This is a genomic window from Mesorhizobium sp. M0185, assembly GCF_040322175.1.
Lineage (GTDB): Bacteria > Pseudomonadota > Alphaproteobacteria > Rhizobiales > Rhizobiaceae > Mesorhizobium.
On sequence record NZ_JAMYSY010000010.1, the window covers coordinates 25,807 to 50,212 of the forward strand.

The following is a 24,406-nucleotide window of genomic DNA, read 5'->3' on the forward strand; positions in this document are numbered from 1 at the left end:
TTTTAGCCGCATTTGTGCGACGCCATGTGATTCCATCACTTGGCTGCAAAATGCTCTACAAACTCCACAGCCGCTTGGCGTTGCCGGACAGCAGTTGCTGCCTTTCATCGGCGCTGGTGCCGGCGAGCAGCGCGTGCGTTGCCGCCACCCAGGTCGCAAGCCCGCCGCCAAGCGTGCAGACCGGCCAGTCGCTGCCCCACACAACGCGGTCCCAGCCGAAGCATTCGATGGTGTGCTCGACATAGGAACGCAGCGTTTCGACAGTCCAGGATCCGGCATCCGCATAGGCGACCACACCGGAAATTTTGCCGACGACGTTCGGGCGCCGCGCGATCTCCGCCATGTGCTCGCGCCAGGGGTGCTCGGCACCACCCTTGATGTCGGGCACGCCACAATGGTCGAGCACGAACTGCACATCCGGCGCGACGTCGGCGAGTGCAATCGCCTTGGGGATCTGGTGCGGCAGAACGACAAGGTCGAAGGTCAGGCCGCTGCCGGCAAGCCGCTTGATGTTTTCGCGAAACAGCGCGCCCTCCGAAAGCTCGTCCGGCATGACGTGCAGCACGCGGCGAAAGCCTTTGACGAAAGGATCGGCGCGCTGGCGCTCGAGATAGGCGGCAAAGCCGGGCTCTTCCGGACGGCAGGAGGCAATTGCCCCCCGCAGCAAGCTGGCCTTTTCCCGCGACAGCGCTTTGACACGGCTGGTTTCAGCCTCGATGTCGGCAGGATCGACATCGACCTCCATATGCAATGCGCCCTCGATGCCGGCACGGCGGGCCTGGACTGCATATTCGACGTAGGAGAAATCGCGGTTGAGCGCCGGCACGCCGGCCAGCCAGGGATAGCGCAGCGCGGACTGGTCGATCAGGTGCAGATGGGTGTCGAAGATCATGGCGGCGCTCCTCCCTGGCGACTTCGAGATCATCTCACGGAGAAATTCTTCATTCAAATAAGAATTCATCGCGATTGCTTGACGGTCGATCCCGCCAGTTGCGACAGCTTTTCGGTCGCTGCCAGCAGCAGCTCTATCGTCCTGGTGATGTCGGGCGCCTTGGGTGCGTTGACCAGGGTTATGTAGGGGATCGACAGTGCGGCGATGGCCTTGCCATCCGAGCCGAGAACGGGCGTCGACAGATTGAACACGCCGGCCGTCTGCATCGACGCCATCATCTCGTAGCCGCGTTCCCTGATCTGGTCGAGGCGGGCGAAGAATTCCGGCGATTGCGGCGGCTTGTCGGTACTGCGCAGATGTTCTGAGATCATCATCTGCCGCTCTTCCGGCGGGCGGAACGCCAGCAATACATGGCCGGACCCGGTGTCGAACAGGCTGATATGCGAGCCGACGCGGATGGAGATGCCCCAGTAATCCGGCGCCTCCTGCTGTGCGATCACCACCGCGGAACCGCGGTCGAAGACGACCAGCTGATTTGCCTGCTGTGTGGTTTCGGCCAGTTCGCGCATCAGCGGCGTCGCGTAGGAAGCCAGCCGGCGCACCGGCGCGTGCAGCTGCGCCAGGCCAAACAGCTTGAGCGTCAGCGAGTAACGGTCGCCATCCGGCCGCGTGACATAGCCGCGCCGCACCAGCCGATCCAGCATGCGATAGAACTCGTTCGGGCTGCGGTCGAGTTTCTTGGCGATTTCCGCCTGCGTCAGGCCGCCGTCGACGCCGGCCAGCAGCTCGAGAATGTCGAGCCCCTTGTCCAACGCCGGGGCTCGATAGCGCTCGTCTTCCTCGTCCTCTGCCATTGGGCTTCTCCAGTGAATTTCATATTTCATATACGCATAACGGTTGCTTCCGGAAGAACTTTCGGCTTGACGATCTTATAAATATTTTGTTTGTATATGAATGAAGCTGCCGATCGACCTCACTACGCGATCGACGCAGACTCTTGGGAGGATACCAATGACGAAACTGTTTTGCGGCCTGTCGGCCGGCGTAACGCTGCTCGCACTTGGTGCGAGTGCTGCCCTTGCTGCCGACCTGCCCGGTAAATTCGACGGCGTCACCATCGACGCCAAGCTGATCGGCGGCCAGCAATATGAAGGGCTGTACGCGCGCATCGGCGAATGGGAAAAACTGACCGGCGCCAAGGTCAACGTGATCTCGAAGAAAAACCACTTCGAGCTCGACAAGGAGATCAAGTCGGACATCGCCTCCGGCAGCATCAACTGGTGCGTCGGGTCGAACCACTCGTCCTTCGCGCCGCAATATCCTGATATCTACACCGATCTCAACAAGCTGCTGCCGAAGGAGGAGATCGACGCCTTCGTGCCGTCGACGATCAAGGCCTCCACGCTCGAGGGCAAGCTGGTCATGCTGCCGCGCGCGCAGTTCGACGTCTCGGCGCTCTATTACCAGAAGAGCCTCTACCAGGACGAAGCCAAGAAGGCCGCCTACAAGGCCAAATACGGCAAGGATCTGACACCGCCCGACACCTGGGACGAGGTCGCCCAGCAGGCGGAATTCTTCGCCAGCCCGCCCGATTTCTACGGCACCCAGTTCGCCGGCAAGGAAGAGGCGATCAACGGCCGCTTTTACGAGATGCTCATCGCCGACGGCGGCGAATACCTCGACAAGGATGGCAAGCCGGCCTTCAACTCGGAAGCCGGCGTGCACGCGCTCGACTGGTTCGTCAATCTCTACAAGGCCAAGGCGGTGCCGGCCGGCACCACCAACTATCTGTGGGACGATCTCGGCCAGGGCTTTGCCTCGGGCACCGTCGCCATCAACCTCGACTGGCCGGGCTGGGCAGGCTTCTTCAACGATCCGAAGTCGTCGAAGGTCGCCGGCAATGTCGGCGTGAAGGTGGCGCCGAAGGGATCGGCCGGCATTCGCACCGGCTGGTCGGGGCACCACGGATTTTCGGTCACCGAAAACTGCGCCAGCAAGGAAGCCGCGGCGTCGCTGGTCTGGTTCCTGACCAATGAGGACAGCCAGAAGCTCGAGGCGGCAAGCGGCCCACTGCCGACCCGCACGGCGGTGTGGGACTGGGACATCCAGCAGGCGGCCAATGATCCTTACAAGAAGGAAGTGCTGGCGGCTTTCCAGGAAGAGGCAAAGCACGCTTTTGCCGTGCCGCAGACACCTGAATGGATCGAAATCTCCAACGCCGTCTATCCCGAATTGCAGGCCGCCATCCTTGGCGACAAGACCTCCAAGCGGGCTCTGGACGACGCTGCCGCCAAGGCCACGCAAATCCTCGAGGACGCCGGCAAGCTTTGACCATTCTCCCAAGGGGGCGCCGCGCTCATCGAAGAGCGGCGTCCCCGAACTTTTTACGAACCATGCGCAACACGCTTTGTCTTGATCCCAGGCCGCCGATGGCGGCCTTCGGTGTCCGGGCACCAACCAGAACCGGATCGCCATGAAAGGCTGGAGACCTTCGCCGCCATTGCTGCTCCTGCTGCCGGCGGTGATCGTTCTGGCGGCGGTGGTGGTGGTGCCGTTGCTGCTTTCGCTCTATTCCAGCTTCACGCCGTTCCGGCTGACCAGGCCGGAGACGTTCTGGGTCTTCATCGGCGCGCGCAACTACGTCACCATCCTGACCAGCCGCGCCTTCTGGGTCGCCTTTGCCCGCACCGTGGTGCTGCTGACCGTCGCGCTCAACCTGGAAATGCTGATCGGGCTCGGGCTGGCCCTGCTGGTGGAGAAGGCATCGCGCGGCCAGCGGATCCTGCGCACCATCATGATGTTTCCGATGATGTTTTCGCCGATCCTCGTCGGCTTCCAGTTCAAATTCATGTTCAATGACAATATCGGCCTGGTGAACAACGCCCTGCAGGGGCTCGGCCTGACCGATCGCGCCATCCCGTGGCTGATCGACGGCAATCTCGCCTTCATCGCCATCCTGATCGCCGAGATCTGGTCGTCGACCTCGGTGTTCGCGATCCTGATCCTGGCCGGGCTGCTGGCGATGCCGCGCGAACCGGTCGAGGCGGCCCGCGTCGACGGCTGCACGCCGTGGCAGACATTCCGCTATGTCACCTGGCCGTTCATCATGCCGTTTGCCTTTATCGCCATGACCATCCGCTCACTCGACGTCGCGCGCGCCTATGACATCGTAAAGATCATGACCGACGGCGGCCCCGCCGGCCGCACCGAACTGGTCTGGACGCTGGTCGCCCGCATCGCCTACAGCGATGCCAGGATGGGAATGGCCAATGCCATGGCCTATTTCTCGATCCTGCTGTCGATCCTGTTCACCGTCTATTTCTACCGCAAGCTCGCCGCAGCGCGCACGCAGATCGCGGCGGAGTGGTGAGGATGGACCAGAACAGCCTGCATCGCGTCGGCAACAAAGCGCTCGGAATCGTTCACGGCATCGGACTGTTCCTGGCCATGCTGGTCATCTGCCTGCCCGGCATCTGGATCGTGCTGTCGTCGCTGCGGCCGACCGTCGAAATCATGGCCAAGCCGCCGGTGTGGATCCCGCAGCAACTCTCGCTCGACGCCTACATCGCCATGTTCAGCGGCGTCGGCCAGGGCGGCATTCCGGTGCTCGACTACTTCCGCAATTCGCTGATCATCTCGGTGACCTCGACGGTGATCGCCATCGTCATCGGCATGGCCGGCGGCTACGCCTTTGCGCGCTACCGCTTTCGCGCCAAGTCGGCGATGTTCCTCGGCCTGATGCTGACGCGCACGGTGCCCGGCATCGCGCTGTCGCTGCCGCTGTTCTTCGTCTTTGCGCGGCTCGGCATCATCGACACGCATTTCGGGCTGATCCTGGTCTATGTCGCGCTCAACGTGCCGTTCACCGTCTGGCTGATCGACGGCTTTTTCCGCCAGGTGCCGAAAGACCTCGCCGAAGCCGCGCAGATCGACGGCTGCACGCGCTGGCAGGCCTTCTGGCAGGTCGAGTTTCCGTTGGCCGGGCCCGGCATCGCCTCGGCCGGCATCTTTGCCTTCCTCACCTCCTGGAACGAGTTCGCGCTCGCCTCGCAGCTGACGCGCTCGATCAATTCCAAGACCCTGCCGGTCGGCCTGCTCGACTATACGGCCGAATTCACCATCGACTGGCGCGGCATGTGCGCGCTCGCCGTGGTCATGGTCATACCGGCGCTCACGCTTACCTTCATCGTCCAGAAACATCTCGTCGGCGGCCTCACTTCCGGCGCGGTGAAAGGCTGACATGGCAACTGTATCGCTCAAGAACCTCACCAAAAGCTACGGCCCGGTGGCGGTGGTGCACGGCATCGATCTCGAGGTCGCCGACCGCGAATTCATCGCGCTGGTCGGGCCGTCCGGCTGCGGCAAGTCGACAACCCTGCGCATGATCGCCGGCCTCGAGGCGATCAGCGACGGCGTCATCGAGATCGGCGGCCGCATGGTCAACGATCTGCCGCCGCGCTCGCGCAACATCTCGATGGTGTTCCAGTCTTACGCGCTCTACCCGCATATGACCGTGCGCGAAAACCTCGGCTTCTCGCTCAAGATAGCCGGCGCCGCGAAAGAAGAAATGGACCGTCGCGTCGCCGAAGCGTCCGGCATTCTCGGCCTCGACCAATTGCTCGACCGCCGGCCGTCGCAGCTGTCCGGCGGACAGCGCCAGCGCGTCGCCATGGGCCGCGCCATCGTGCGCGATCCCGACGTCTTCCTGTTCGACGAGCCGCTTTCCAATCTCGACGCCAAGCTTCGGACGCAGATGCGCACTGAGATCAAGAAGCTGCACGCCAAGGTCAAGTCGACAGTGATCTACGTCACCCATGACCAGGTCGAAGCGATGACATTGGCGGACCGTATCGTCATCATGCGTGACGGTTTCATCGAGCAGGTCGGCACACCCGACGAGGTCTTCCGCCGGCCGCAGACACGCTTCGTCGCGGGCTTCATCGGCTCGCCGCCGATGAATCTGCATGAGGCGGTTGTCGACGACGGACAGTTGCTGTTCGCCAGCGGCGAGAGGCTGCCTTTGCCCAGCCAGTTCAAGGCCAATATCGAGGCCGGCGACAAAGTCGTGTTCGGCCTCAGGCCCGACGACATCTATCCGACCGGGCATGGCATCAGCTCCGGCGAAGACGTCGACGTCCACCAGGTGGAGTTGCCGGTGACCGTCACCGAGCCGCTCGGCAACGAGACGCTGGTGTTCGCCGAATTCAACGGCAGCGACTGGGTATCGCGGATGCTCAATCCAAAGCCGCTGAAAGCCGGCGACCGGGTCAAGATGAGCCTGGACCTGTCGCAGGCCCATCTGTTTTCCGCCGAAACAGGCAGGACATTGCGAGGTTAAAACCATGGCAAAGATCGAGAAAATCGAACTGCGGATGGTCGACCTGGTGCCGAAGGTCAAGCGCACCGATGCCATCCAGAGTTTTGTCAGCCAGGAAACACCGATCGTCACCATCACCGACGCCGACGGCGCGGTCGGCACCGGCTACAGCTATACGATCGGCACCGGCGGCTCCTCGGTGATGCGGCTGCTGGCCGACCACCTTGCGCCGCGGCTGATCGGCCGCGACGCGGACATGATCGAGGCGATCTGGCACGAGCTGGAGTTCGCCACCCATGCCACGACGATCGGCGCGATCACGGCAATCACGCTGGCGGCCATCGACACTGCGCTTTGGGACCTGCGGGCCAAGAAACAGAGGCTGCCGCTGTGGAAGCTGGCCGGCGGCGCCAAGGACCGCTGCCCGCTCTACACGACCGAAGGCGGCTGGCTGCATATCGAAACCGAGGCGCTGGTCGAGGATGCGCTGGCCGCCAAGGGCAAGGGCTTTCGCGGCTCGAAGGTCAAGATCGGCAAGCCGCACGGCTCCGAGGATCTTGTCCGGCTGACGGCGGTGCGCCGGGCGGTTGGAGACTCCTACGAGATCATGACCGACTGCAACCAGGGCTTTTCTGTCGACGAGGCGATCCGCCGGGCCGAGCGCCTGCGTGAACTCGACCTCGCCTGGATCGAGGAACCGCTGCCAGCCGACGACATAGACGGCCATATCCGCCTGTCGAATGCGACGTCGACGCCGATCGCCGTCGGCGAGTCGCTCTACTCGATCCGGCATTTCCGCGAATATATGCAGAAGGGCGCGTGCTCGATCGTGCAGGTCGATGTCGGCCGCATCGGCGGCATCACGCCGTGGCTGAAGGTGGCGCATGCAGCCGAGGCGTTCGACATACCGGTCTGCCCGCATTTCCTGATGGAACTGCATGTCAGCCTGACGTGCGCCGTTCAGAACGGCAGATATGTCGAGTATATTCCGCAGCTCGACGAGCTGACTGGGAAGAAGATGCGCATCGAGGACGGGCACGCATTGGCGCCGGACGAACCCGGCATTGGTATCGACTGGGACTGGGATGCGATCAAGGCGAAGAGCATCGCGGAATTCACCACGACGATAGAAAAATAGGAGGCGGACATGCAGCGAATGGGAATGGTGCTCGGCCTCAAGCCGGAGAAAGTCGCCGAGTATGTGCGGCTTCATGCTGCTGTGTGGCCGGACGTCCTCAAGATGATTTCCGCCTGCAACATCAAGAATTATTCGATTTATCTGAGGGAGCCGGAGCACCTTTTGTTCAGCACCTTCGAGTACCACGGCACCGACTATGCCGCCGACATGGCCAAGATGGCCGCCGATCCCACGACGCAGGAATGGTGGGCGCTCTGCATGCCGTGCCAGGAGCCGCTGCCGACCCGCAAGGAGGGCGAGTGGTGGGCGTCGATGGACGAAGTCTTCCACTATGACTGACGACATTTTCGATCCTGCCTCGCTTTCCCAGGCCTGGGCACAGCCGTCAAAGCCCAGGCCGATCGTGGTTTTCGGCGCCGGCTCGATCGTCGGCGATGCGCATTTCCCGGCCTATGGGAAAGCCGGTTTCCCGGTTGCCGGGCTTTTCGACCCCGACCTGCCCAAGGCGGAAAAACTGGCGCAGAAATGGGGAGTCACCGCTTACCGGTCGGTCGAGGAAGCTGCGTCAATCAAGGACGCCGTCTTCGATCTGGCGACGCCGCCGGCTCACCATGCCGGCGTGCTCAGGGCGTTGCCCGATGGTGCGGTGGCGCTGATCCAGAAGCCGATGGGCAGCGACCTCACCGAGGCGACCGACATCCTCGAAATCTGCCGCTCCAAAGACCTGAAGGCGGCGGTGAATTTCCAGCTGCGCTTCGCGCCGATGATGCTGGCGCTCAGGGATGCGATCGCCAAGGGCTGGCTGGGCGACGTGGTCGATTTCGACGCATGGCTGGCGATGGCGACACCCTGGCAGCTCTGGGAATTCCTGTTGCAGGCGCCGCGCGTCGAGATCACCATGCATTCCATCCATTATCTCGACCTGATCCGGCAATTGCTCGGCGACCCCAAGGGGGTTCACGCCAAGACACTCGGCCACCCCGGCCATAAGGTTGCGCAAACGCGCACCAGCGCGATCCTCGACTTTGGCGACACCGTGCGCTGTGCACTGTCGATCAACCACGATCACAAATTCGGTCGAAAACACCAGGCCTGCGAATTCCGCATCTGCGGTACCGACGGCGCCGCTTACCTCAAACTGGGCGTCAACCTCGACTATCCGCGGGGCGAGCCGGACATTCTCGAAATCCACCCCAAAGGCGGCACGGACTGGATTGCGGTTCCGCTCGTCGGCGCATGGTTTCCGGACGCCTTTGCCGGCCGCATGGCCAATGTCCAGCGCTACGCGTCGGGCGAGGACGCCGAGCTTGTCAGTTCCGTCGAGGACGGCTGGAACACCATGGCGCTGGTCGAAGCCGCCTACCAATCGAGCGCGGCGCCGGCAACACCGATAGCGACGAGGCCCTGACATGGAGCAGACTGTCTATTTCGAGGACTACCGGATCGGCTCGTCGCGCATGACCAGCGGGCGCACCATCACCGAGACCGACTTCGTCGTCCATGCCGGCCATACCGGTGATTTCTTTCCCCACCACATGGACGCCGAGTTCATGAAGACGACGCCGTTCGGGCAGCGCATCGCCCACGGCACGCTGGTGTTTTCGGTCGGCGTCGGGCTGACGGCCAGCGTCGTCAACCCGGTTGCCTTCTCCTATGGCTACGACCGGCTGCGCTTCATCAAGCCGGTGTTCATCGGCGATACGATCAGGACCCGCACCACCATCTCGGCTAGGGAAGACGACCCGAAGCGACCCGATTCAGGCCGGGTCGTCGAGCGCTGCGAGGTGATCAACCAGCATGGCGACGTGGTGCTGGTCGCCGATCACATCTACATCGTCGAGCGTCGCGACAAGTCGAGCAGAGCCTCGACAGATGACGCTGAAACCTAAAGACAAAAAACCGCCTTGCGGCGGGTCCTCGGTGAATCATCACCATACGCAAATTAGTAGCATAGCTGCCGGCACAAAGCAAGAACAAAATGTGGCAAACCGGATAAATCGCGACAGGTTGCGCTGCCCCTTATCGCCCTGCGAACCCCGACTTGCAGGACTTGGGTTCCGCGGAGCAGGCGGATAGAGGTGGTGCCGACATCGGGAATTGGTCATATCCGGTTGACCGGATATACAGGCTTGCCGCCGCGCAGGACTGATGCGACATCGGCAAACACCTTGTTGCGAACCTCCGCGTAAGACTGGGTCGAGTAGTGCGCCGCGTGTGGACTGACCAGGACGGTGTCCAGCGCCAGCAGCGGATTGTCGGGCGAAGGCGGCTCCCGCTCGAACGTGTCGATGCCGGCGCCTGCCAGATGGCCGCGCCGGATCGCGTCCGCCAATGCGACCTCGTCGACCAGGCCGCCGCGGGCCACGTTGATGAGTATCGCCCCTTCCTTCATCCGCGACAGGGCTTGCGCCGACATGATGTTTCTGGTCTCCGGTGTCGCTGGAACGTGCAGCGAGACGATGTCGGCCCTGGCAAGCAACTCGTCGAAGCCGACCGGTTCGGCATCACCGGCCGCGATGCGCTCGGCCGGCATATGCGGATCGTAGGCGATGATGTGGTAGCCGAAGACCCGCGCCCGCTCGGCAGTCAGCCGCCCGATCTGGCCGAAGCCGATCAGGCCGAGGATCTGCCTGTCGGGCCGTGTGATGCCGGCGCCGTCGGTCATTGCAGCCCAGCGGCCGGCGCGCACCGCGCTGTCGAACTGCTTCAGCCTGCGCGTCAAGGCCAGGATCAGGGCCATGGCGTGGGTGCTGACTTCAACCAGATTGGCGTCCGGCACGTAGGTTACCTGAACACCGGCACGGCTGGCGGCCTCGACGTCGATCGAATCGAGCCCTACGCCGAACCGTCCGATGACCTTGAGCCCCTTCAGTTCCGCCAAAACGCGAGCCGTGATCGGCTCCCGCAATACCATCAATGCGTCGGCGTCGCGGCAGTGTTCGATCAGGGCATCTTCCGTGAGCAGCGTCTTCTCGACAAACTCGGCGTTCAAGCCGTCGAGGTAGCGCAGCTGCTCCTCCTCGACTGACAGCACACCGTCGGTCTTGATGATCTTCATGGCAAACTCTTGCTATGAGGCGCTGCGCGCCGAGGCGACGCCGGCGGCAAGGCCGGCGCCGAGAAACATCGTGTCGCTGGCCAGCATGTAGAAGCTGATGCCGTGCCGCGACCATTTGCCGACATCATCCGCCGAAGGGCGAAAGATGCCGACGGCCTTGCGGGCCGTGCGCGCCGCGGCCGCGATCCTCATAATCGCTGCATTGAGCTTTTCCTGGCGGGCCGGCCCCATGGCGTCGATCGAAACCGACAGGTCGCCGGGACCGATGAAGATCACGTCGACGCCGTCGACCTGGACGATGTCGTCGATGTTGGCGAGCCCTTCGGCCGTCTCGACCTGGATGGCGACCGTCAGGACCTCGTTGGCCGAGTTGAGGTAGTCCGGAATCCTGTAGCCATAACCGGCGGCGCGGCCCGGGCCGACACCGCGGGCGCCGACCGGCGGGTACCGGCAGGCCATGACCGCCATGCGCGCTTGCTCGGCCGTGGAGACGCGGGGTACCAGGACACCCGACGCGCCGGCGTCGAGCGCGGCCGCGATCCACTCCGGCGTGTGGCCGGGAACGCGCACCATCGCGGGAATCCTGTGGACATCGGCGGCGCGGATCAGATCCTCGAGCCGTTCGCGGCCGATCTGCGAATGCTCCCAGTCGATGCACAGGAAATCGACCCCGCTGGCGGCGGCCACTTCGACCGCCACAGGGTGCGGGATGGCACAGAAGGTACCGATGAGGCGATCGAGAGAGACACATTTCTTGCGAAAGTCGTACATGAAATCTCCAGAATTTTTCGGCGTCGGCAAAAACCTGTTAGCGCTATGTGGCCCTTGACGAAGGATGCACGGCTTCCGTCGACATCGGGAAATGCCGGCTGCCGCCTGAAAACGGCGGGAAGGTCTTGTAGTCGGCGCGCATCTCCAGCCGCGCCGGCGATTGCAGCGCGTGCGTCAATGCAGCGGGACTGTCGAACATGACGCGATTGCGCTGCATATGGTCGATCCGCGGCCAGGGCAGCGAACCGCACCAATCCAGTCGCGACAGAACCTCGATGTGGCGAATGCCGGGGAAGCCCTGCATCAATTGCGGATGATGCGTCACATAGTGGTAGAGCCAGGCATTCATGTCTTCGGCCGGCCCGGGATAGTGGACAAGATAGCTGCAGGGGAGCCCGGACGTCTTGACGCCAGCGTCGTCGACGGGAAACGGACGCACGCACATTGCCTGTTGCGTCGGCCTCGAACCGGCGATGCTCGACAGCATACCAGGTGCGGCAAGCGCCTGCAGATGGCCGGACGGCGCCAGCGCCGCCTCCATGTCCGCCAGTTCGTCGAAATAGAGCTGGAAGCCAAAGACCGGCGGTGGACCATCGTTGTTGAACATGTCCGTCGCCACTTCGGGCAGATAGATGTTGGCAAGCGCAAGGCCCGGCGTCGATGCAATCACACGCCGCACGGCGTCAACATCTTCGCCGGCGATGGCCAAATTTGCCTCGCGGTCATCATGGAAGAAAGCAAGATAGGCAAAGCGCATGTGGACACCTGCTGGATCGAGTTCGACTAGATCAAATTCGGAAGAAAGAGAGCGATCTGCGGAAAGAGGACAATCAGCAGGATCAGCAGAAGCGTCAGCGCGATGTAAGGCGCCGCAGCCATGGCAACGGTCTTGAGCGATGTGCCTTTCGGCGCAACGCCGATCATGATGAACAGCAGCAGACCAAACGGCGGCGTGGTGAAGCCGACCTCGTAGGCGAGCAGCAGGATCAGCCCGAACCATACCGGCTCGTAGCCGAATTGCTGGGCGATCGGCAGGAAGATCGGCAGCGTGATCAGCATCATCGAGACCTGATCCATGAACATGCCGAGCAGCAGGATGACGAGCACCATCATGAGCAGCATGGGATACGGTCCAAGATCGTAGCCCACGATGAACTGGATAAAGCCGTTGGAGGCGCCGGAGAAGGCGAATATCTGCGAGAACGTCGTCGAAGCCGAGATGATCAGGAAGGTCATGCCGGTGACCTTCATCGCATCGTCCAGCGACTTCCAGACAACCGACCAGCTGAACCGTCGGTAGACAAACAACAAGGCGAAGACGGCGGCACAGCCGAGTCCGGCCGATTCCGTCGGCGTCGCTATCCCAAGGATGATCGTGCCGACCACCATGAACACGATGACGCTCATCGGAATGATGTTGACGGCGACCGCCCTCACCTTCTCGGCCGCGGGAACGGCGGGTACCGGATAGTGCGGAGCGGCGTCCGGATCGATCTCTGTCTGCGCGAAGATCAGCGCCGCATACATGACAACGAGCAGCAGTCCAGGCAGAGCCCCCGCTATGAGCAGCGCGCCGACGTCGATCTGGGCCAGCGAGCCTAGCAAGACGGCCAGCGAGGATGGCGGGATGATGACGGCAAGGCTTCCGGCGCCAAGCACCGGGCCGTAGGCCATATGCGGCTTGTAGCCTCGCTTCAGCATCTCGGGCACCATCAGCGAGCCCATCATGCCGGTATTGGCGAGGCTCGAGCCCGACAGCGCGGAAAAGATCGTGCCGGCGGCGAGGACGACATAGGCGAGGCGTCCGCGCAGATTGCCGATGCACAGGTCGAGCGCGTAGATGACCTTCTCGCCGAGGCCGGAGCGGAAGAACAGGCTGCCCATGACGAGAAACATCGGCAGCGGGGCAAGCGCGTAGGTCGAGACAGCGTCGGAGAAGTTGGCGACCATCTGCGTCACGCCGATCGAGCCGCCGAAGAACAGATACAGCCCGATCACATTGGTGACGAAGAACGCGAAGGCGACCGGCAGCCCAAGCCCCATCAACACCAGGATGGTGCCAACGAGCACGGCGAATGGAAACAGCCAGGCCACCGGTCAGAGCCCTTCCATTTCCAGCGGATCGAGCGTGTACAGCGTGTCACGGCCGAGCAGATATCTGAGCCATTCCAGCGCCGAGAGATAGAAGGCGAGCATGATGGGCAGAAAGACCAGCCATTTCGGCATATCGAAGCTGCGCGTTTCATATTCGCCGCCCGCAACGGCACTTGTCAGCGAAGACAGAGCGACGCTGCCGAGGTAGAGGCTGACGCCGATGCAGGCGAGATAGACCAGCTTTTCAAGCACCGCCCGTGCCCGCACCGGCAGCGCCTGGCGCAGGAACTCGACGAAGACATGGCCCTTGCTGTGGACCAGCCATGGCATCGGCAGAAATGCCGCGTAAAGCAGGCCGTATTCCGTCGCCGACACCGCCCAGGCAAGCGGCCTCAGGCCGAGATTGCGGACGCACACATCAGCAACCACAGCGACAATGATCAGGCCAAGCACCACTTTTGCCGCCGCCGCCAACGCAAGGCTCAGCTTCCCAATCGCTGCAAACAATCTGTCCATGCCCGACGACCCTCATGTCCACCTTGATGAAGGGCGCACCAGCGCCCTCCGCTCGGGCTACTGAAGAATTTCTTCAACTGATCGATGTTGGTGGGATCGCGTTTGGTCATCCTCGCCCAGCTCGCCTGCGTGGCAGCCGCCAGGAATTTGTCGCGGCCGGCGCCGGTCAAGCTGATCACCTTCTGCCCGCCGCCGATCATTGCCTGTGCCTGCTTTTCGGACTCGGCGAGATTGGCGTCATAGCTCACGCGCTCGTATTCGACGGCCGTGTCGGCAAGCAGCTTCTGCGCCTCGGGTGACAGCGTGTCCCATTTCGCCTTGTTGATCGAGATCAGCACATCGGTTTTGAAGAATTGCGGGTCGACACGGTATTTGGTGAATTTGTCCCAGCCGAACGACGCATAACCAAATACCGTGTAGGCGTTGGCATTGACGACGCCGCGCTCGAGCGAGGTGTAGACATCCCCCGGCGCCTGCACGATCACCGTCGCGCCTAGCGATTCGAGGAAATCGCGGTAGAGCGGCGAGGAACGGATTTTCAGGCCGCCCCAGTCGATGCTGCCTTCGCTATTGAGCTTGGGTTCGTCGACGGTGAAGACGTTGAAGCCCGAGCCCGCGTCGACATGCGCCAGCAGATGGGCATTGGCCTTCTTCTCGAAAATCCCGCTGATGAAGTCCCAGCCGCCATTGTCGCGGACCTCCCACGGCGTCTTCGTCGATGCGGAGAAAACCTCGCCTTCGGGCACGAGCTCCAGGAACTGCCCTGCCGGTGTGTCGATCACATCGATCAGGCCACTCCTGAGCGCCGCGCCCTGCTGGATCGGCGGAATGACCTCCGGCCCGCCACGCACGTTGATCTGGACCACGCCCTTGCCCTTTTCGTTCACCTTCTGAACGAACTTCAGGAAGCTCTGGGCGTAGCCGTTCTGCGTCGGCGTAAAATGCACGGCGTTGAGGACGACCTCTTCGGCCGTGGCGATACCCGCTACACCCGACATGAGTGCAGCCAGAACAAGGGATTTCCAAATGCGCATTGCCGTACTCCCTCTGATAGTTCGCCCATGATCCGGCCCATGATCGGGCCGATCTGAATTGCAATCGCTGCGCCGCGTGAACGGCGGTTAGTTGGCATCATCTCCTACTGTCAGGAACCCTGTCAGGAACCGCCCATGCGCGTAGAAGACCGGCGATCGGTCAGCGCGATCCAGTGCAACGCCCGAGACGATGCCGATGACGATCATGTGCGACGCCCGCACGATGATTTCGGCCACCCGGCATTCGAATATTGCCCGTGCGCCGACAAGCAAGGGCGCGCCGGTTTCGCCGCGCACCCATGATCCGGACGAGAACCGCGCGGGGCCCTTGGCTTTGGTCATGCCGCCAAAGGCGCGCACAACGTTCTCCTGGTCGCCGGCGGGAAGATTGACCGAAAAAGGCAAACCTTCGCGAATGGCCGAGGCAAAGGTGCTGCCGCGGTTGACACAGGCCAGCAGGGAAGGCGGCTCGGCACTGAACGAGCAGAGGGCCGTCGCCGTGATGCCGCAAAAACCGATCTCGTCATGCTCCGACGCGAGGATGGCGACGGAGCCCGCCACGGCCCGCATAGCCTGTTTGAAGGCGCGCGGATTGATGGCGTCGTGCCCATCCACCCATGGCGTCGGAATGGCGGCCGCCGGCATCAATTTACTCGAAGCCCGGCCTGGCGCATCAGCGGCAGCACGCGGTCGCAGAAGAAGGGCAATTCGTAGGTGTAGTTGACGAATGTGAGGGCGGCGCCGGAATAGCCCTGGTCCATGATCTCAGTGAGATCGTCGACGATCTTTTCCGGCGTTCCGATGAGCGGGAACGTTCCGGCACCACCGGCGAACCTTTGCCGATATTCGGTGAAAGCCTTCGCATCGTGCGAGTTCGCGAATTCCTTCTTCTTGCGCATGTGCTCGTCGACCGCACCCTCGTCCGCGCATTCCAGCGCATAGTGCCGGTAGTAGTCCTCGGCTTCCTGCTGGGTCTCCCGGCAGACGACGTGACAGACCGTATAGACGCCGACTTCGCGTCCGACCTCAGCCGCTCGGTTTGTGATGTCGACCACATGCGCACGGCCGTCGGCGATTTCGGAAAAAGTCGAAAACAAATAGTCACAGTGGCGCGCTGCATAGTTGCGCCCCGGCGCGCCGAAGGCGGCGTTCATGGTCACCGGTCGCGGCGCCTGCAGGCTTGGCGGCCGGCTGACGACCCCCTTCAGATCATAGAACTCGCCGCCGAAGTCGAACGGCTCCCTCGATTGATAGGCGCGCACGATGATGTTGATCCATTCCTCGGCCTGATCGTAGGTCCGCTCGCCGACCGTCTGCCCGAACATGGCGAACTCGTCGGGGTTCCAGCCGCAGACAATGTTCAAGCCGGCCCGCCCGTTGGAGATGTGGTCGACCGTCGCCAGCGCTTTTGCAGCCTGCAGCGGATGAACCAGCGGCACATGCACCGTCATGAACAGGCCGATGTTTTCCGTGGCGACAGCAAGACCCGCCGCCCAGGTGAACGTCTCGAACGACCATTCCCGCACATGCGTCAAACCGCCGAAGCCGCGCCAACGGGCGATCGGCAGCAGAAACTCGAGGCCGGCGCGGTCGGCGATACAGGCGGAATTGAGGTTGTCTTCCCAGCGGGCGCGCCAGCGCTCGGGGACGGTGGTCATTGCCAGGCCGCCATCGGCGTTCATGGAAAAGACGCCGAGCTTGAACCTGTTCGGCCCTTTCAGCGGGTGCTGCTTCCTGATCATGATTTCCCCCGCCGCGACATGCTCTCACCTTCACCGGCGGAATGTTGAGACGGTGGGCTCAGCTTCATGAAACGCTCCTCGGCGTTCTGAATGAAGTGGGTCATGCGGTCGTAAGCGGCGACGGCGTCGCGCTTGACGAAGGCCTCGTAGATGGCGCGCATGCCGGCCACGATAACGGCCTGTGTCGGCTGGTGCGACAGCGTCCTTAAACGGACGACGAGCACATGGTCGGCGAACCTTGCAATCGTTTGGGAAAGGCGCTCGTTCTCGACGGCGCCGAGCCAACAATTTCTGAATGCCGAATTGGCCTGGAAAAAGCGGTCGGCATCGCCGGCGGCGGCCGCAGCCTCGGCCTCCCGAAGCGCGGCTGCCAGGGTCTTGAGGCCAGCGGCGTCAAGTGTCCGTGCGGCGTGCGCGGCGGCCCGCGGCTCAAGCAGGCGGCGGACCTCGAAGATGTCGGCGACATCCGTCGCGGTAAGCGTGGGCAGGGTGAAGCCGCGTGTGGTGCCGACGAGATAGCCCTCATGCACCAACTGCATCAAGGCGTCGCGGACAGGCATTCTGGAAATGCCGAGCTGGGCGGCAATATCGACATCGACGAGCTTCTGGCCAGGCGTCAATTCGCCATGCTGTATCGTCAGCCGGATTTGTTGATAGATCTGGGCACGCAGATTGCCATCGCCAACCCGTTTGAGCTCTATCGTTTCCGTCATCCACGCCTTCCCATGCGAAGATTTCGTATATCGTTTGAGGCTGTGTTCTCGCAGTCGTGCCGTTTGAAATGCAGCCACGTGTCGGCAGAAATCGACCTATCAGCCATGTTCCCGGCTCAAGTGGAGCATAGGCTGGATCACCTGGCAAGATGTTTTAAGTTTATAATGTATACTGTTTGAGTTCGCTGTCCGGAGGGCAATGGATCGCGCCATCCGTGCTGCCGCGCCGCGCGACGGCGGGGACAGCTAACGATCCGCGCGGTTCGGTAAAAAACGTACAGACGTTTTTCCGTGACACATCGAAGTTGACGGATTTAACTAAAATTACTTGCGATCTGCGCGCGCCGGCACGCCCACCCCGATCCCCTCGCCGGTACGCATTACTGGATCGCCCGCCGTATCGAAAGGTGCGGCGGGCTTTTCGTTTCGTTTGGCGGGGAGGCGCTTATGCGAGACTTGCCCAGGAATATCGACGCCGACGTCGTGATCGAAATCAGCAAGCTGCTCGACGACCGGGCGAAGTCCGTGCCAGTGCCGGTGCACAAGCTGGCGGCGATGATCCGGCTGGGCGTCGAGACCCGTCTGACCAATCACTCCATCGAAGAGCTGATCGTTGAGATGGCCGCGACGCGGGGGCTTCCGATGTTGTTCGATTTGCCGGTGGCAAATGTCGACAATGTCGTGCCGTTCGCCTCGGCGCGGCGTCCCCGCTGACACTTCGCTCGAACCTCACCGATCGTCACGTCGCCGCCCGATTTCACTTGCCCTGATGCGCGGGCCGAGTGTCGCCTTTCTTTTCGGGGTCGTGGGTATGGTGGCTGTCGCGTTCGCCGCCGCCGCCGGAGACCTTGCTGTGGCTGCGACGGTCGGAGTCGGCCGGCGGCTTTTCGACGCTCAGCGGCTTCTTGGCGTTTTCGTGCGCGGCGCCGGGACCGCCCTGGCGGATGCTGGCAGGAGTCTTCTTCGACGTGGACATGACCTAGCGATCCTGGACGTTGCCTTGATGGGTGGTGTTGACCTTCGTATTGCCTTGCTGGCCCTGCTTGTCGGGATCCGGCACGGTGGATTGCGGTGCCTGGTCGGCTGCTACCGATTTTTTTTCACCGGCGCCCTTTGGGCTCAGATTCTTCGGCGGCACAGGGGGAGGTTTTGTGCTCATGGCGTTTCTCCTTCCGTCACCCAAACAAGCGGCTCGGGAGAAAGGTTCCCGAGGGTCCGACACTAACGGTGATTGCCGCAACGAGCCGGGTCCACAGGCCGTGGCTTGGGGCCGGCGGGATCCAGGATTATTTCTTGATGATGTTTCCGTTGTTCAGATCGAAGGCCTGGGCACCGAACGCCTGCCTGAAGAAATCCTCCTGCAGATCGCCCCATTCGCCGAGATAGGCGCCGCAATTGCTGCAATGGATCGGCGTCGAATCCTTCGGGTTGTCGGGAATCTCCATCAGGATCGTCCCGCAGGCCTTGCAATCGAGCTTGTCATCCAAACGGCGGCCCATTCGCCGATAATTGCGCGTTTTCGGCCGCGCGCCAATTGTTGTTTTCGTACGCGGCCCCGAATGGCACGTTTTCCAACCAGCGAGGGGATCGAAAGCTAGCGTTCCGCCGGATTTCCGAAGGCCGGATCGCGCCGCCTCGAATACGCCCCCACCCGCGGCAGCTCGTCTGGAAAGTCGACCCAGGGAAGCCTCATGTCCCAATATGCGTGGGCCTGCGGCGGAAACCGTTCGGGATGATCGAGGAAGCCGATCGCCAGATAGAGTTCGTCGGGCAGGCCCTGGTCGACATAGCCGATCGATGTTCCGCAATCCGCACAGAAGGACCGAAGCACGGCTGGGGTTTTCGAAAAGGTCTTCGGCGTGCCGGTGAGCAATGTGAATTCGGAAGGCCGATAACCGACCCACACCGACAGAGGGCTTCCTATCGCCTTGCGGCAGTCGTCATCGTGATCGGAGCAAATCCAGAAAGGCTCGCCGCGCATCTCCGCCGTTATGGCGCCGCAAAAACAGGACCCCGTTTCAGTTCGTGGTATTGCCTTGCTGCTGGATTTCATTGCTGGCCCTACGTCATTGCTGGCCTGGCATTTCGGTATTTTCCTTTGGGTTCTTCTTGATGCCGGCGGCAGGCGAGGTATCGGCCGGAGCATTGCCACCCTGGTTCTGCTCAGGGGCTCTTTTGAGCGGCGAAGTCTGCCAGCCCATATCGCCGTACAAAAAGCCTATGAGAAAGCCGACGATGATGATGGCCGAAATCACCATCGCAATTAACGCGTTACGTCGCTCCATTTCGCGCGGCTCCTTTCTTCGAGCCGAACAAACAATGGCGGAAATGGTTCCGGTTAGACGGGACGGCGTGACGATACGGAGCCGGCCCGGGAACATCCAGCCTCACGGCGGGTTCGTATGAGTGCTCTTCCACAGGGAGCGGCTTGCATGAGACCCGCCGTAACCGATCGCATCGAAACCAAGAAATACGACCACCCGACAGGCGGCTGGGGATCGCTCAAATCCCTGGTCCGCAAGGCGCGAGGCGAAGGCCTGCTATTGTCCGGGATATGGAGCACGCTGCTCAAGCAGAACAAGGCCGACGGCTATATGTGCGTGTCTTGCTCATGGGCAAAGCCAGCCCAGCCGAGGCCTTTCGAATTCTGTGAAAACGGCGCCAAGGCGACGATGTGGGACCAGACCAAGCTGCGCTGCGAACCCGCTTTCTTCGCCGAGCATTCGGTGACGGAACTGCTCGATTGGCCGGACCACGATCTGGAGAAACAGGGCAGGCTAACAGAGCCCATGCGCTACAGTGCCGCCACCGACCGTTACGAGCCGGTCTCCTGGGACGATGCGTTCCGCGACATAGCTGCCGAACTGCGGCGGCTCGATCCCAAATCGGTAGTGTTCTACACGTCTGGCCGGGCCTCGCTCGAGGCCTCGTTCATGTACCAGCTTTTTGCGCGGATCTATGGGTCTTCGAACCTGCCCGATTCGTCCAACATGTGTCATGAATCGACCTCGGTCGGCTTGCCGGAATCGATCGGCTCGCCGGTCGGGACCGTGCAGCTCGAAGACTTTGCGAAATGCGACATGATGTTCTTCTTCGGGCACAACACCGGGGTGACGGCGCCGCGCCTGCTGCATCCGCTGCAGGAGGCACGTCAACGCAACGTGCCCGTCTTCACTTTCAATCCCTTGCCCGAGCGGGGACTGAAGCGCTTCAAGAATCCGCAAAACCCCCTCGACATGCTGTCGCCCGGACCGGGTACCAAAATGTCCAGCGACTACTTCCAGGTTCGTTCTGGCGGCGATATCGCCGCGATGACGGGTATCGCCAAGGCGTTGCTGGCCCTCGACGATGCCGCCCGCGAAAGCGGCAGGACGCGTGTCCTCGACACAGCTTTCATCGCCGAGCACACGCATGGCTTCGCCGAATTCGAAGCCTTCCTGCGCAAAACCCAGTGGAGCGATATCGTCGCGCGATCCGGCATTGCGCAGACCGACCTGGAGCATGTCGCCGAGGTCTACAGCCATGCCAACGCGGTGATCGGCAATTACGGCATGGGCTTGACCCAGCATCGGCACGGCACCGAGAACGTCCAGATGCTGTGCAACCTTTTGATGCTCGCGGCAACATCGGAAAACCCGGCGCCGGCATTTCGCCGCTGCGCGGCCATTCCAATGTCCAGGGGCAGCGCACCGTCGGCATATCGGAAAAACCCGAGCTCGTGCCGCTCGACAAGTTCGCCGAATTCTACGCCTTCGAACCGCCGCGCGAAAAAGGCCTCGATACGGTCGAGACCTGCGAAGGCGTCATCGACGGATCGGTCAAGGGCTTCGTCGGGCTCGGCGGCAATTTCGTGCGGGCCGTTCCGGAAACCGGCCTGGTCGAGAAAGCCTGGCGTGGGCTCGACCTGCATGTCGAGATCGCGACCAAGCTCAACCGCAGCCAGCTGATCGCCGGCCGGACAACCTACCTGCTGCCTTGCCTGTCACGGCTGGAAAGAGATCATCAGGCGAGCGGCGACCAAAGGGTGTCGGTAGAGGATTCCACCGCCTGTATCCACGGCTCGTTCGGATCGCGACCTCCGGCTTCGCCGCATCTGCTTTCCGAGCCCAGGATCGTTGCCGAGCTTGCCAAGGCGACAGTGCCGGGCAGGAGTTCGATCCCATGGGACGAGTGGGTTGGGGATTATTCCCGCATCCGCGACGAAATCGAGCGCTGCTACCCCCAACATTTCCGCGACTTCAACGAGCGTTTCCTGACGCCCGGCGGCTTCCATCGCGACATCAAGGCGAGCAAGCGGGTGTGGGAGACGCCGAACAAGAAGGCCAACTTCAAGCTGCCAAGTGGCCTTGAAACTGATCCCGACATCGATGTCGCCGGCCGCGATGTGCTGACACTGATCACGGTGCGCTCCAACGACCAGTTCAACACGACCGTCTACGGCTACAACGACCGGCTGCGCGGCATCAGCGGCACACGCATGGTGCTGTTGATGAACGAGAAGGATATCCAGCGCCTCGGTTTGAGCGCCGGACAGGAAGTCGATCTCGAAGCCAATGCGCAGGACGGTGTGGAGCGCCGCGTGCACGGGCTGCGCGTTACACCTTACTCGGTGCCGGAGGGAAATTGCGCCGGTTACTACCCCGAGCTCAACCCGCTGGTTCCTTTGTGGCACAGAGCCGAGAAGGCTCATGTTCCGGCGGTCAAATCGGTACCGGTGCGGATATTGCCATAGGCGTTCGTCGTTCGCGGCAGGCACGCACCACGCCGATGTGACCTGGCGCGACTTTCAAATCGCGACCTCAGCCGGCTCGCGCGAGTTCATCCACGGCATTCAGGATCGCACTCTGGCTCGCCGGCTTCTGCACGATCCTGCAAGCGCGGAACCCGGCCGGAATTTCGCGTTCACCAAAGCCTGAGAGGAAGGCGAACGGAACACCACGCGTCCGCAACGCTTCCGCAATCGGATAGCTGGTTTCGTCGTTCAACTGGATATCCAGTAACGCCGCGTCGACGCCGCCTTCGCCAATGAGCCGGAGTGCCGCCGTCACCGACGAAACCGGTCCAACCACCTGATGGCCGGCTTTGCGCAGGTAAGCCGCCGCATCGTCGGCGATCAGCCATTCGTCCTCGACGATCAGCACACGCACCTTTCCGGTCACGACGAGCCCTCGCGGGTCAGAGGGAATGCAATTTCCGCCTCCAAACCATTTGAGCGGAAACTTGTTTCAACTTTTCCGCCCAGCCTGTAGCCGATTTCTCCGCGCAGAAGGGTAAGGCCGAAGCCGCTGTCGGTTGGCTCCTTGATGCGGGGGCCGCCCTTCTCGCGCCAGACGAGCTTGAAGGTTCCGTCCGCCACCGACCATTTCACAACTATCCGCCCGGCAGGTTTCGACAGTGCGCCATACTTGGCGGCATTCGTCGCCAGTTCATGGATGGCCATGCCGAAGGAAAGCCCTTGTGCCGGCTTGAGATTTACCCTCTTGCCATCGAGCTCAAACCGTTCGGGGCCGAAGGGATCGAGTTCCTGACGCAGCAGCTCCTCGACGGAGGCTTCCGTCCAGCTCTCGCGCGAGAGCAGACTATAGGCTCGCGACATTGCATGCAGGCGCCCGATCAAGGCTTCGGCGAACTCCTCTTTCGATGCCGAGTTTTCACGGGTCCGGTTGGTGATGCTGGCGACAACCGCCAGCATGTTCTTGACGCGATGGTTCAGCTCGGAGATGAGCACCTGCTGACGCTCTTCCGCCTGCGCCAGCGTCGTCACGTCGATCAGGGTCACGACGACGCCCTGGATGCTGCCGCTCTTGTCCCGGTACGGGTTGATGCGAACCAGGTAGAACCGGCCCTTGTCGTCGCGCGCAAGGTGATGGTTCAGGGTCTCTCCCGTCTCGAACACTGCCTCGATGTGAGGCTTCAGCTCGGGATAGTCGAGCTGGCTTGAAAGGTCGGTCAGCGGCTGTCCGACATCGGATGGGCGCAGATTGAAGACGGCCGATGCAGCGGGGGTAAAGGTCCGCACCACAAGGTTGCGGTCGAGGAAGATGGTTGCGATCTCTGTGCTTTCGAACAGGTTTCTGAGATCGCTGTTGGCGCGGTCGAGCTCCTCAATCTTGCTGGTCAGCTCTGCGTTGATGGTGCTGAGCTCTTCGTTGAGCGACTGCTTCTCCTCCTTCGAGGCCTCAAGCTCCTCATTAGTCGACTGCGCCTCTTCATTGGCGGAGAACGTCTTCGTCTTATAGCTGGAAAAGTCGTGACCGGAATGGCCGCGCAGAGTGGGGTCGATTTCATCGGCGGCCCGATCCATGTCAGCCTTGTGCTCGCCACCCCCCTCGGCCAGCCCGTTCAGCACATTGAAGCCGCGGCCAAACGCCTGAAGCTTTGCGCCGATCTCCTCGGCGGGCGCTTCGATATCGATCAGGCCGCTCGAAATCGCGCTTTGCGGCATGTCCGGGTTGCGCGCGCCGGAACCGTTGGAGGCTTGGGCAATCGTCAGTCCGCCATGTTCCTTGATCGCCCTGGCGCCCAGCGTGCCGTCCGAATCGCCCCCCGACAGGATGATGCCTATGGCGTACTCCCCTTGGTCCTCGGCCAGTGCACGGAAGAAGATGTCGATCGGTTTGCGCTCGCGGTTAAGCGTGTTCGGCCGGCGCAGCGAAAGCTCGCCCTTACGGATGGTGAGGACGACGTTTTGCGGCATCACATAGACTTGGTCGGGTTGGACCGCCATGCCCTCCTCGGCGACGATGACCGGCATGCCGGTGTAACGTGCGATAACGTCATGCAGCAGGCTTTCGCGCTCTGGGCTCAGATTAGTGACGACGACGAACGCCATGCCGGTGTCGCCGGTCAGTCCTTTGAACAGGCCCTCCATCGCAGGAATGCCGCCGGCCGATGCGCCGACGCCGACAATGGGAAATCTTCCGTTCTGGAATACCATGCCACGCCTCGGTAACAGCCGCGGCTGCGAACCGCCAAATCGGACCTCAGACTAATGCATGTGGCGCAAAAGTGTGCAGCGGTTTTGCGATGACGAGATGAATAAAAACAACAGCCTAAAGCGCGTCGCATGAGGCCGGCAAAACGCGACGTGCTTTAGGGACCGGACCGAGCCTCATGCCAGTAAATAGTCCT

27 protein-coding genes and 1 pseudogene are annotated in these 24,406 nt (G+C 62.1%); 10 read left to right on the top strand and 18 right to left on the bottom strand.

All coding sequences use genetic code 11. The features are described from left to right. Nucleotides 1–55: 55 nt before the first annotated feature. A complete protein-coding gene (locus tag NKJ20_RS10435) occupies nucleotides 56–892 on the bottom strand; it encodes an amidohydrolase family protein (RefSeq protein ID WP_352743911.1) in 837 nt (278 codons plus the stop codon). A 65-nt stretch (nucleotides 893–957) separates the two neighbouring features. Then, nucleotides 958–1,746, bottom strand: coding sequence for an IclR family transcriptional regulator (locus tag NKJ20_RS10440; RefSeq protein ID WP_352488516.1), 789 nt, complete (start codon nucleotides 1,744–1,746; stop codon nucleotides 958–960). 157 nt (nucleotides 1,747–1,903) lie between these two features. On the opposite strand from NKJ20_RS10440, the gene NKJ20_RS10445 reads away from it, so the two are divergent. The 8 genes from NKJ20_RS10445 (at nucleotide 1,904) to NKJ20_RS10480 (ending at nucleotide 9,236) form a co-directional block, all read left to right on the top strand. After that, nucleotides 1,904–3,223 carry a type 2 periplasmic-binding domain-containing protein gene (locus tag NKJ20_RS10445; protein ID WP_352743913.1) on the top strand — a complete coding sequence of 440 codons (1,320 nt, stop codon included), beginning with the start codon at nucleotides 1,904–1,906 and terminating at the stop codon, nucleotides 3,221–3,223. Nucleotides 3,224–3,365: 142 nt separating this feature from the next. Further along, complete coding sequence (locus NKJ20_RS10450; RefSeq protein WP_352743915.1) at nucleotides 3,366–4,262, top strand: carbohydrate ABC transporter permease; 897 nt, start codon at nucleotides 3,366–3,368, stop codon at nucleotides 4,260–4,262. A 2-nt stretch (nucleotides 4,263–4,264) separates the two neighbouring features. Beyond that, nucleotides 4,265–5,131 carry a carbohydrate ABC transporter permease gene (locus NKJ20_RS10455; RefSeq protein WP_352451567.1) on the top strand — a complete coding sequence of 289 codons (867 nt, stop codon included), beginning with the start codon at nucleotides 4,265–4,267 and terminating at the stop codon, nucleotides 5,129–5,131. Nucleotide 5,132: 1 nt separating this feature from the next. Beyond that, complete coding sequence (locus NKJ20_RS10460; RefSeq protein WP_352680370.1) at nucleotides 5,133–6,230, top strand: ABC transporter ATP-binding protein; 1,098 nt, start codon at nucleotides 5,133–5,135, stop codon at nucleotides 6,228–6,230. A gap of 4 nt (nucleotides 6,231–6,234) precedes the next feature. Then, nucleotides 6,235–7,347 (top strand): mandelate racemase/muconate lactonizing enzyme family protein, encoded by a 1,113-nt coding sequence (locus tag NKJ20_RS10465; protein ID WP_352743916.1) that lies wholly within the window; start codon nucleotides 6,235–6,237, stop codon nucleotides 7,345–7,347. Between the two features lie 9 nt (nucleotides 7,348–7,356). Further along, the gene (locus tag NKJ20_RS10470) at nucleotides 7,357–7,686 is read left to right on the top strand and encodes an L-rhamnose mutarotase (protein WP_023676093.1); all 330 of its coding nucleotides are present in this window, start codon (nucleotides 7,357–7,359) and stop codon (nucleotides 7,684–7,686) included. Beyond that, nucleotides 7,679–8,755, top strand: a complete 1,077-nt coding sequence (locus NKJ20_RS10475; protein WP_352743918.1) for a Gfo/Idh/MocA family protein — start codon at nucleotides 7,679–7,681, stop codon at nucleotides 8,753–8,755. The genes NKJ20_RS10470 and NKJ20_RS10475 overlap by 8 nt, the downstream gene beginning before the upstream one ends. Before the next feature lies 1 nt (nucleotide 8,756). Continuing rightward, nucleotides 8,757–9,236 carry a MaoC/PaaZ C-terminal domain-containing protein gene (locus NKJ20_RS10480; RefSeq protein WP_352743920.1) on the top strand — a complete coding sequence of 160 codons (480 nt, stop codon included), beginning with the start codon at nucleotides 8,757–8,759 and terminating at the stop codon, nucleotides 9,234–9,236. Nucleotides 9,237–9,448: 212 nt separating this feature from the next. On the opposite strand, the gene NKJ20_RS10485 is transcribed toward NKJ20_RS10480, so the two are convergent. From NKJ20_RS10485 to NKJ20_RS10525, 9 genes are all read right to left on the bottom strand, one after another. Further along, nucleotides 9,449–10,405 (bottom strand): C-terminal binding protein, encoded by a 957-nt coding sequence (locus NKJ20_RS10485; RefSeq protein WP_352542034.1) that lies wholly within the window; start codon nucleotides 10,403–10,405, stop codon nucleotides 9,449–9,451. A 12-nt stretch (nucleotides 10,406–10,417) separates the two neighbouring features. Next, a complete protein-coding gene (locus NKJ20_RS10490) occupies nucleotides 10,418–11,176 on the bottom strand; it encodes an HpcH/HpaI aldolase family protein (protein WP_352743922.1) in 759 nt (252 codons plus the stop codon). Between the two features lie 43 nt (nucleotides 11,177–11,219). After that, a complete protein-coding gene (locus tag NKJ20_RS10495) occupies nucleotides 11,220–11,933 on the bottom strand; it encodes a hypothetical protein (protein ID WP_352743923.1) in 714 nt (237 codons plus the stop codon). Between the two features lie 26 nt (nucleotides 11,934–11,959). After that, a complete protein-coding gene (locus tag NKJ20_RS10500) occupies nucleotides 11,960–13,270 on the bottom strand; it encodes a TRAP transporter large permease (protein WP_352502199.1) in 1,311 nt (436 codons plus the stop codon). Nucleotides 13,271–13,273: 3 nt separating this feature from the next. Beyond that, nucleotides 13,274–13,786 (bottom strand): TRAP transporter small permease, encoded by a 513-nt coding sequence (locus tag NKJ20_RS10505; protein ID WP_352502198.1) that lies wholly within the window; start codon nucleotides 13,784–13,786, stop codon nucleotides 13,274–13,276. After that, nucleotides 13,753–14,820: a TRAP transporter substrate-binding protein DctP gene (gene dctP, locus NKJ20_RS10510; protein ID WP_352743925.1), complete on the bottom strand. Its 1,068-nt coding sequence runs from the start codon at nucleotides 14,818–14,820 to the stop codon at nucleotides 13,753–13,755. Before dctP ends, NKJ20_RS10505 begins: the two co-directional genes overlap by 34 nt. An 87-nt stretch (nucleotides 14,821–14,907) precedes the next feature. Beyond that, entirely contained in the window at nucleotides 14,908–15,465 is a 558-nt protein-coding gene (locus NKJ20_RS10515) for a flavin reductase family protein (protein WP_352743927.1), read from the bottom strand. Further along, nucleotides 15,465–16,559: an LLM class flavin-dependent oxidoreductase gene (locus NKJ20_RS10520; protein WP_352744048.1), complete on the bottom strand. Its 1,095-nt coding sequence runs from the start codon at nucleotides 16,557–16,559 to the stop codon at nucleotides 15,465–15,467. The genes NKJ20_RS10515 and NKJ20_RS10520 overlap by 1 nt, the downstream gene beginning before the upstream one ends. Next, nucleotides 16,559–17,275 carry a GntR family transcriptional regulator gene (locus NKJ20_RS10525; protein WP_352743929.1) on the bottom strand — a complete coding sequence of 239 codons (717 nt, stop codon included), beginning with the start codon at nucleotides 17,273–17,275 and terminating at the stop codon, nucleotides 16,559–16,561. Before NKJ20_RS10525 ends, NKJ20_RS10520 begins: the two co-directional genes overlap by 1 nt. A gap of 447 nt (nucleotides 17,276–17,722) precedes the next feature. Here NKJ20_RS10525 and NKJ20_RS10530 point away from each other — a divergent pair, with 447 nt between their 5' ends. Continuing rightward, nucleotides 17,723–17,989 carry a hypothetical protein gene (locus NKJ20_RS10530; RefSeq protein ID WP_352743931.1) on the top strand — a complete coding sequence of 89 codons (267 nt, stop codon included), beginning with the start codon at nucleotides 17,723–17,725 and terminating at the stop codon, nucleotides 17,987–17,989. A gap of 43 nt (nucleotides 17,990–18,032) precedes the next feature. Here the strand turns inward: NKJ20_RS10530 and NKJ20_RS10535 are convergent, their stop codons facing one another. From NKJ20_RS10535 to NKJ20_RS10555, 5 genes are all read right to left on the bottom strand, one after another. Then, a complete protein-coding gene (locus NKJ20_RS10535) occupies nucleotides 18,033–18,251 on the bottom strand; it encodes a hypothetical protein (protein WP_352590409.1) in 219 nt (72 codons plus the stop codon). A 3-nt stretch (nucleotides 18,252–18,254) separates the two neighbouring features. Beyond that, nucleotides 18,255–18,434, bottom strand: coding sequence for a hypothetical protein (locus tag NKJ20_RS10540; protein ID WP_352743932.1), 180 nt, complete (start codon nucleotides 18,432–18,434; stop codon nucleotides 18,255–18,257). A gap of 127 nt (nucleotides 18,435–18,561) precedes the next feature. Beyond that, the gene (locus NKJ20_RS10545) at nucleotides 18,562–18,720 is read right to left on the bottom strand and encodes a hypothetical protein (RefSeq protein ID WP_023676108.1); all 159 of its coding nucleotides are present in this window, start codon (nucleotides 18,718–18,720) and stop codon (nucleotides 18,562–18,564) included. Between the two features lie 149 nt (nucleotides 18,721–18,869). Continuing rightward, nucleotides 18,870–19,421 (bottom strand): GFA family protein, encoded by a 552-nt coding sequence (locus tag NKJ20_RS10550; protein ID WP_352744050.1) that lies wholly within the window; start codon nucleotides 19,419–19,421, stop codon nucleotides 18,870–18,872. Next, complete coding sequence (locus tag NKJ20_RS10555) at nucleotides 19,342–19,656, bottom strand: hypothetical protein (protein WP_352743934.1); 315 nt, start codon at nucleotides 19,654–19,656, stop codon at nucleotides 19,342–19,344. The genes NKJ20_RS10550 and NKJ20_RS10555 overlap by 80 nt, the downstream gene beginning before the upstream one ends. Before the next feature lie 51 nt (nucleotides 19,657–19,707). On the opposite strand from NKJ20_RS10555, the pseudogene NKJ20_RS10560 reads away from it, so the two are divergent. Continuing rightward, nucleotides 19,708–22,007: pseudogene (locus NKJ20_RS10560) on the top strand (FdhF/YdeP family oxidoreductase). 67 nt (nucleotides 22,008–22,074) lie between these two features. Here NKJ20_RS10560 and NKJ20_RS10565 read toward each other — a convergent pair. Together NKJ20_RS10565 and NKJ20_RS10570 are read right to left on the bottom strand one after the other, a co-directional pair. Next, nucleotides 22,075–22,416, bottom strand: coding sequence for a response regulator (locus tag NKJ20_RS10565; protein ID WP_352451550.1), 342 nt, complete (start codon nucleotides 22,414–22,416; stop codon nucleotides 22,075–22,077). A gap of 14 nt (nucleotides 22,417–22,430) precedes the next feature. After that, nucleotides 22,431–24,212, bottom strand: coding sequence for a chemotaxis protein CheB (locus tag NKJ20_RS10570; RefSeq protein ID WP_352743936.1), 1,782 nt, complete (start codon nucleotides 24,210–24,212; stop codon nucleotides 22,431–22,433). Between the last annotated feature and the right edge of the window lie 194 nt (nucleotides 24,213–24,406).

What these genes read in the sequence shown, in the direction of transcription:
- NKJ20_RS10570 (WP_352743936.1), bottom strand. Translation starts at nt 24,212, where the DNA reads ATGGTATTCCAGAACGGAAGATTTCCCATTGTCGGCGTCGGCGCATCG.
- NKJ20_RS10535 (WP_352590409.1), bottom strand. Translation starts at nt 18,251, where the DNA reads ATGTCCACGTCGAAGAAGACTCCTGCCAGCATCCGCCAGGGCGGTCCC.
- NKJ20_RS10445 (WP_352743913.1), top strand. Translation starts at nt 1,904, where the DNA reads ATGACGAAACTGTTTTGCGGCCTGTCGGCCGGCGTAACGCTGCTCGCA.
- NKJ20_RS10475 (WP_352743918.1), top strand. Translation starts at nt 7,679, where the DNA reads ATGACTGACGACATTTTCGATCCTGCCTCGCTTTCCCAGGCCTGGGCA.
- NKJ20_RS10495 (WP_352743923.1), bottom strand. Translation starts at nt 11,933, where the DNA reads ATGCGCTTTGCCTATCTTGCTTTCTTCCATGATGACCGCGAGGCAAAT.
- NKJ20_RS10440 (WP_352488516.1), bottom strand. Translation starts at nt 1,746, where the DNA reads ATGGCAGAGGACGAGGAAGACGAGCGCTATCGAGCCCCGGCGTTGGAC.
- NKJ20_RS10515 (WP_352743927.1), bottom strand. Translation starts at nt 15,465, where the DNA reads ATGCCGGCGGCCGCCATTCCGACGCCATGGGTGGATGGGCACGACGCC.
- NKJ20_RS10460 (WP_352680370.1), top strand. Translation starts at nt 5,133, where the DNA reads ATGGCAACTGTATCGCTCAAGAACCTCACCAAAAGCTACGGCCCGGTG.
- dctP (WP_352743925.1), bottom strand. Translation starts at nt 14,820, where the DNA reads ATGCGCATTTGGAAATCCCTTGTTCTGGCTGCACTCATGTCGGGTGTA.
- NKJ20_RS10450 (WP_352743915.1), top strand. Translation starts at nt 3,366, where the DNA reads ATGAAAGGCTGGAGACCTTCGCCGCCATTGCTGCTCCTGCTGCCGGCG.
- NKJ20_RS10465 (WP_352743916.1), top strand. Translation starts at nt 6,235, where the DNA reads ATGGCAAAGATCGAGAAAATCGAACTGCGGATGGTCGACCTGGTGCCG.
- NKJ20_RS10525 (WP_352743929.1), bottom strand. Translation starts at nt 17,275, where the DNA reads ATGACGGAAACGATAGAGCTCAAACGGGTTGGCGATGGCAATCTGCGT.
- NKJ20_RS10455 (WP_352451567.1), top strand. Translation starts at nt 4,265, where the DNA reads ATGGACCAGAACAGCCTGCATCGCGTCGGCAACAAAGCGCTCGGAATC.
- NKJ20_RS10435 (WP_352743911.1), bottom strand. Translation starts at nt 892, where the DNA reads ATGATCTTCGACACCCATCTGCACCTGATCGACCAGTCCGCGCTGCGC.
- NKJ20_RS10545 (WP_023676108.1), bottom strand. Translation starts at nt 18,720, where the DNA reads ATGGAGATTCCCGACAACCCGAAGGATTCGACGCCGATCCATTGCAGC.
- NKJ20_RS10470 (WP_023676093.1), top strand. Translation starts at nt 7,357, where the DNA reads ATGCAGCGAATGGGAATGGTGCTCGGCCTCAAGCCGGAGAAAGTCGCC.
- NKJ20_RS10480 (WP_352743920.1), top strand. Translation starts at nt 8,757, where the DNA reads ATGGAGCAGACTGTCTATTTCGAGGACTACCGGATCGGCTCGTCGCGC.
- NKJ20_RS10530 (WP_352743931.1), top strand. Translation starts at nt 17,723, where the DNA reads ATGCGAGACTTGCCCAGGAATATCGACGCCGACGTCGTGATCGAAATC.
- NKJ20_RS10555 (WP_352743934.1), bottom strand. Translation starts at nt 19,656, where the DNA reads ATGTTCCCGGGCCGGCTCCGTATCGTCACGCCGTCCCGTCTAACCGGA.
- NKJ20_RS10485 (WP_352542034.1), bottom strand. Translation starts at nt 10,405, where the DNA reads ATGAAGATCATCAAGACCGACGGTGTGCTGTCAGTCGAGGAGGAGCAG.
- NKJ20_RS10490 (WP_352743922.1), bottom strand. Translation starts at nt 11,176, where the DNA reads ATGTACGACTTTCGCAAGAAATGTGTCTCTCTCGATCGCCTCATCGGT.
- NKJ20_RS10505 (WP_352502198.1), bottom strand. Translation starts at nt 13,786, where the DNA reads ATGGACAGATTGTTTGCAGCGATTGGGAAGCTGAGCCTTGCGTTGGCG.
- NKJ20_RS10550 (WP_352744050.1), bottom strand. Translation starts at nt 19,421, where the DNA reads ATGCTCCGGCCGATACCTCGCCTGCCGCCGGCATCAAGAAGAACCCAA.
- NKJ20_RS10540 (WP_352743932.1), bottom strand. Translation starts at nt 18,434, where the DNA reads ATGAGCACAAAACCTCCCCCTGTGCCGCCGAAGAATCTGAGCCCAAAG.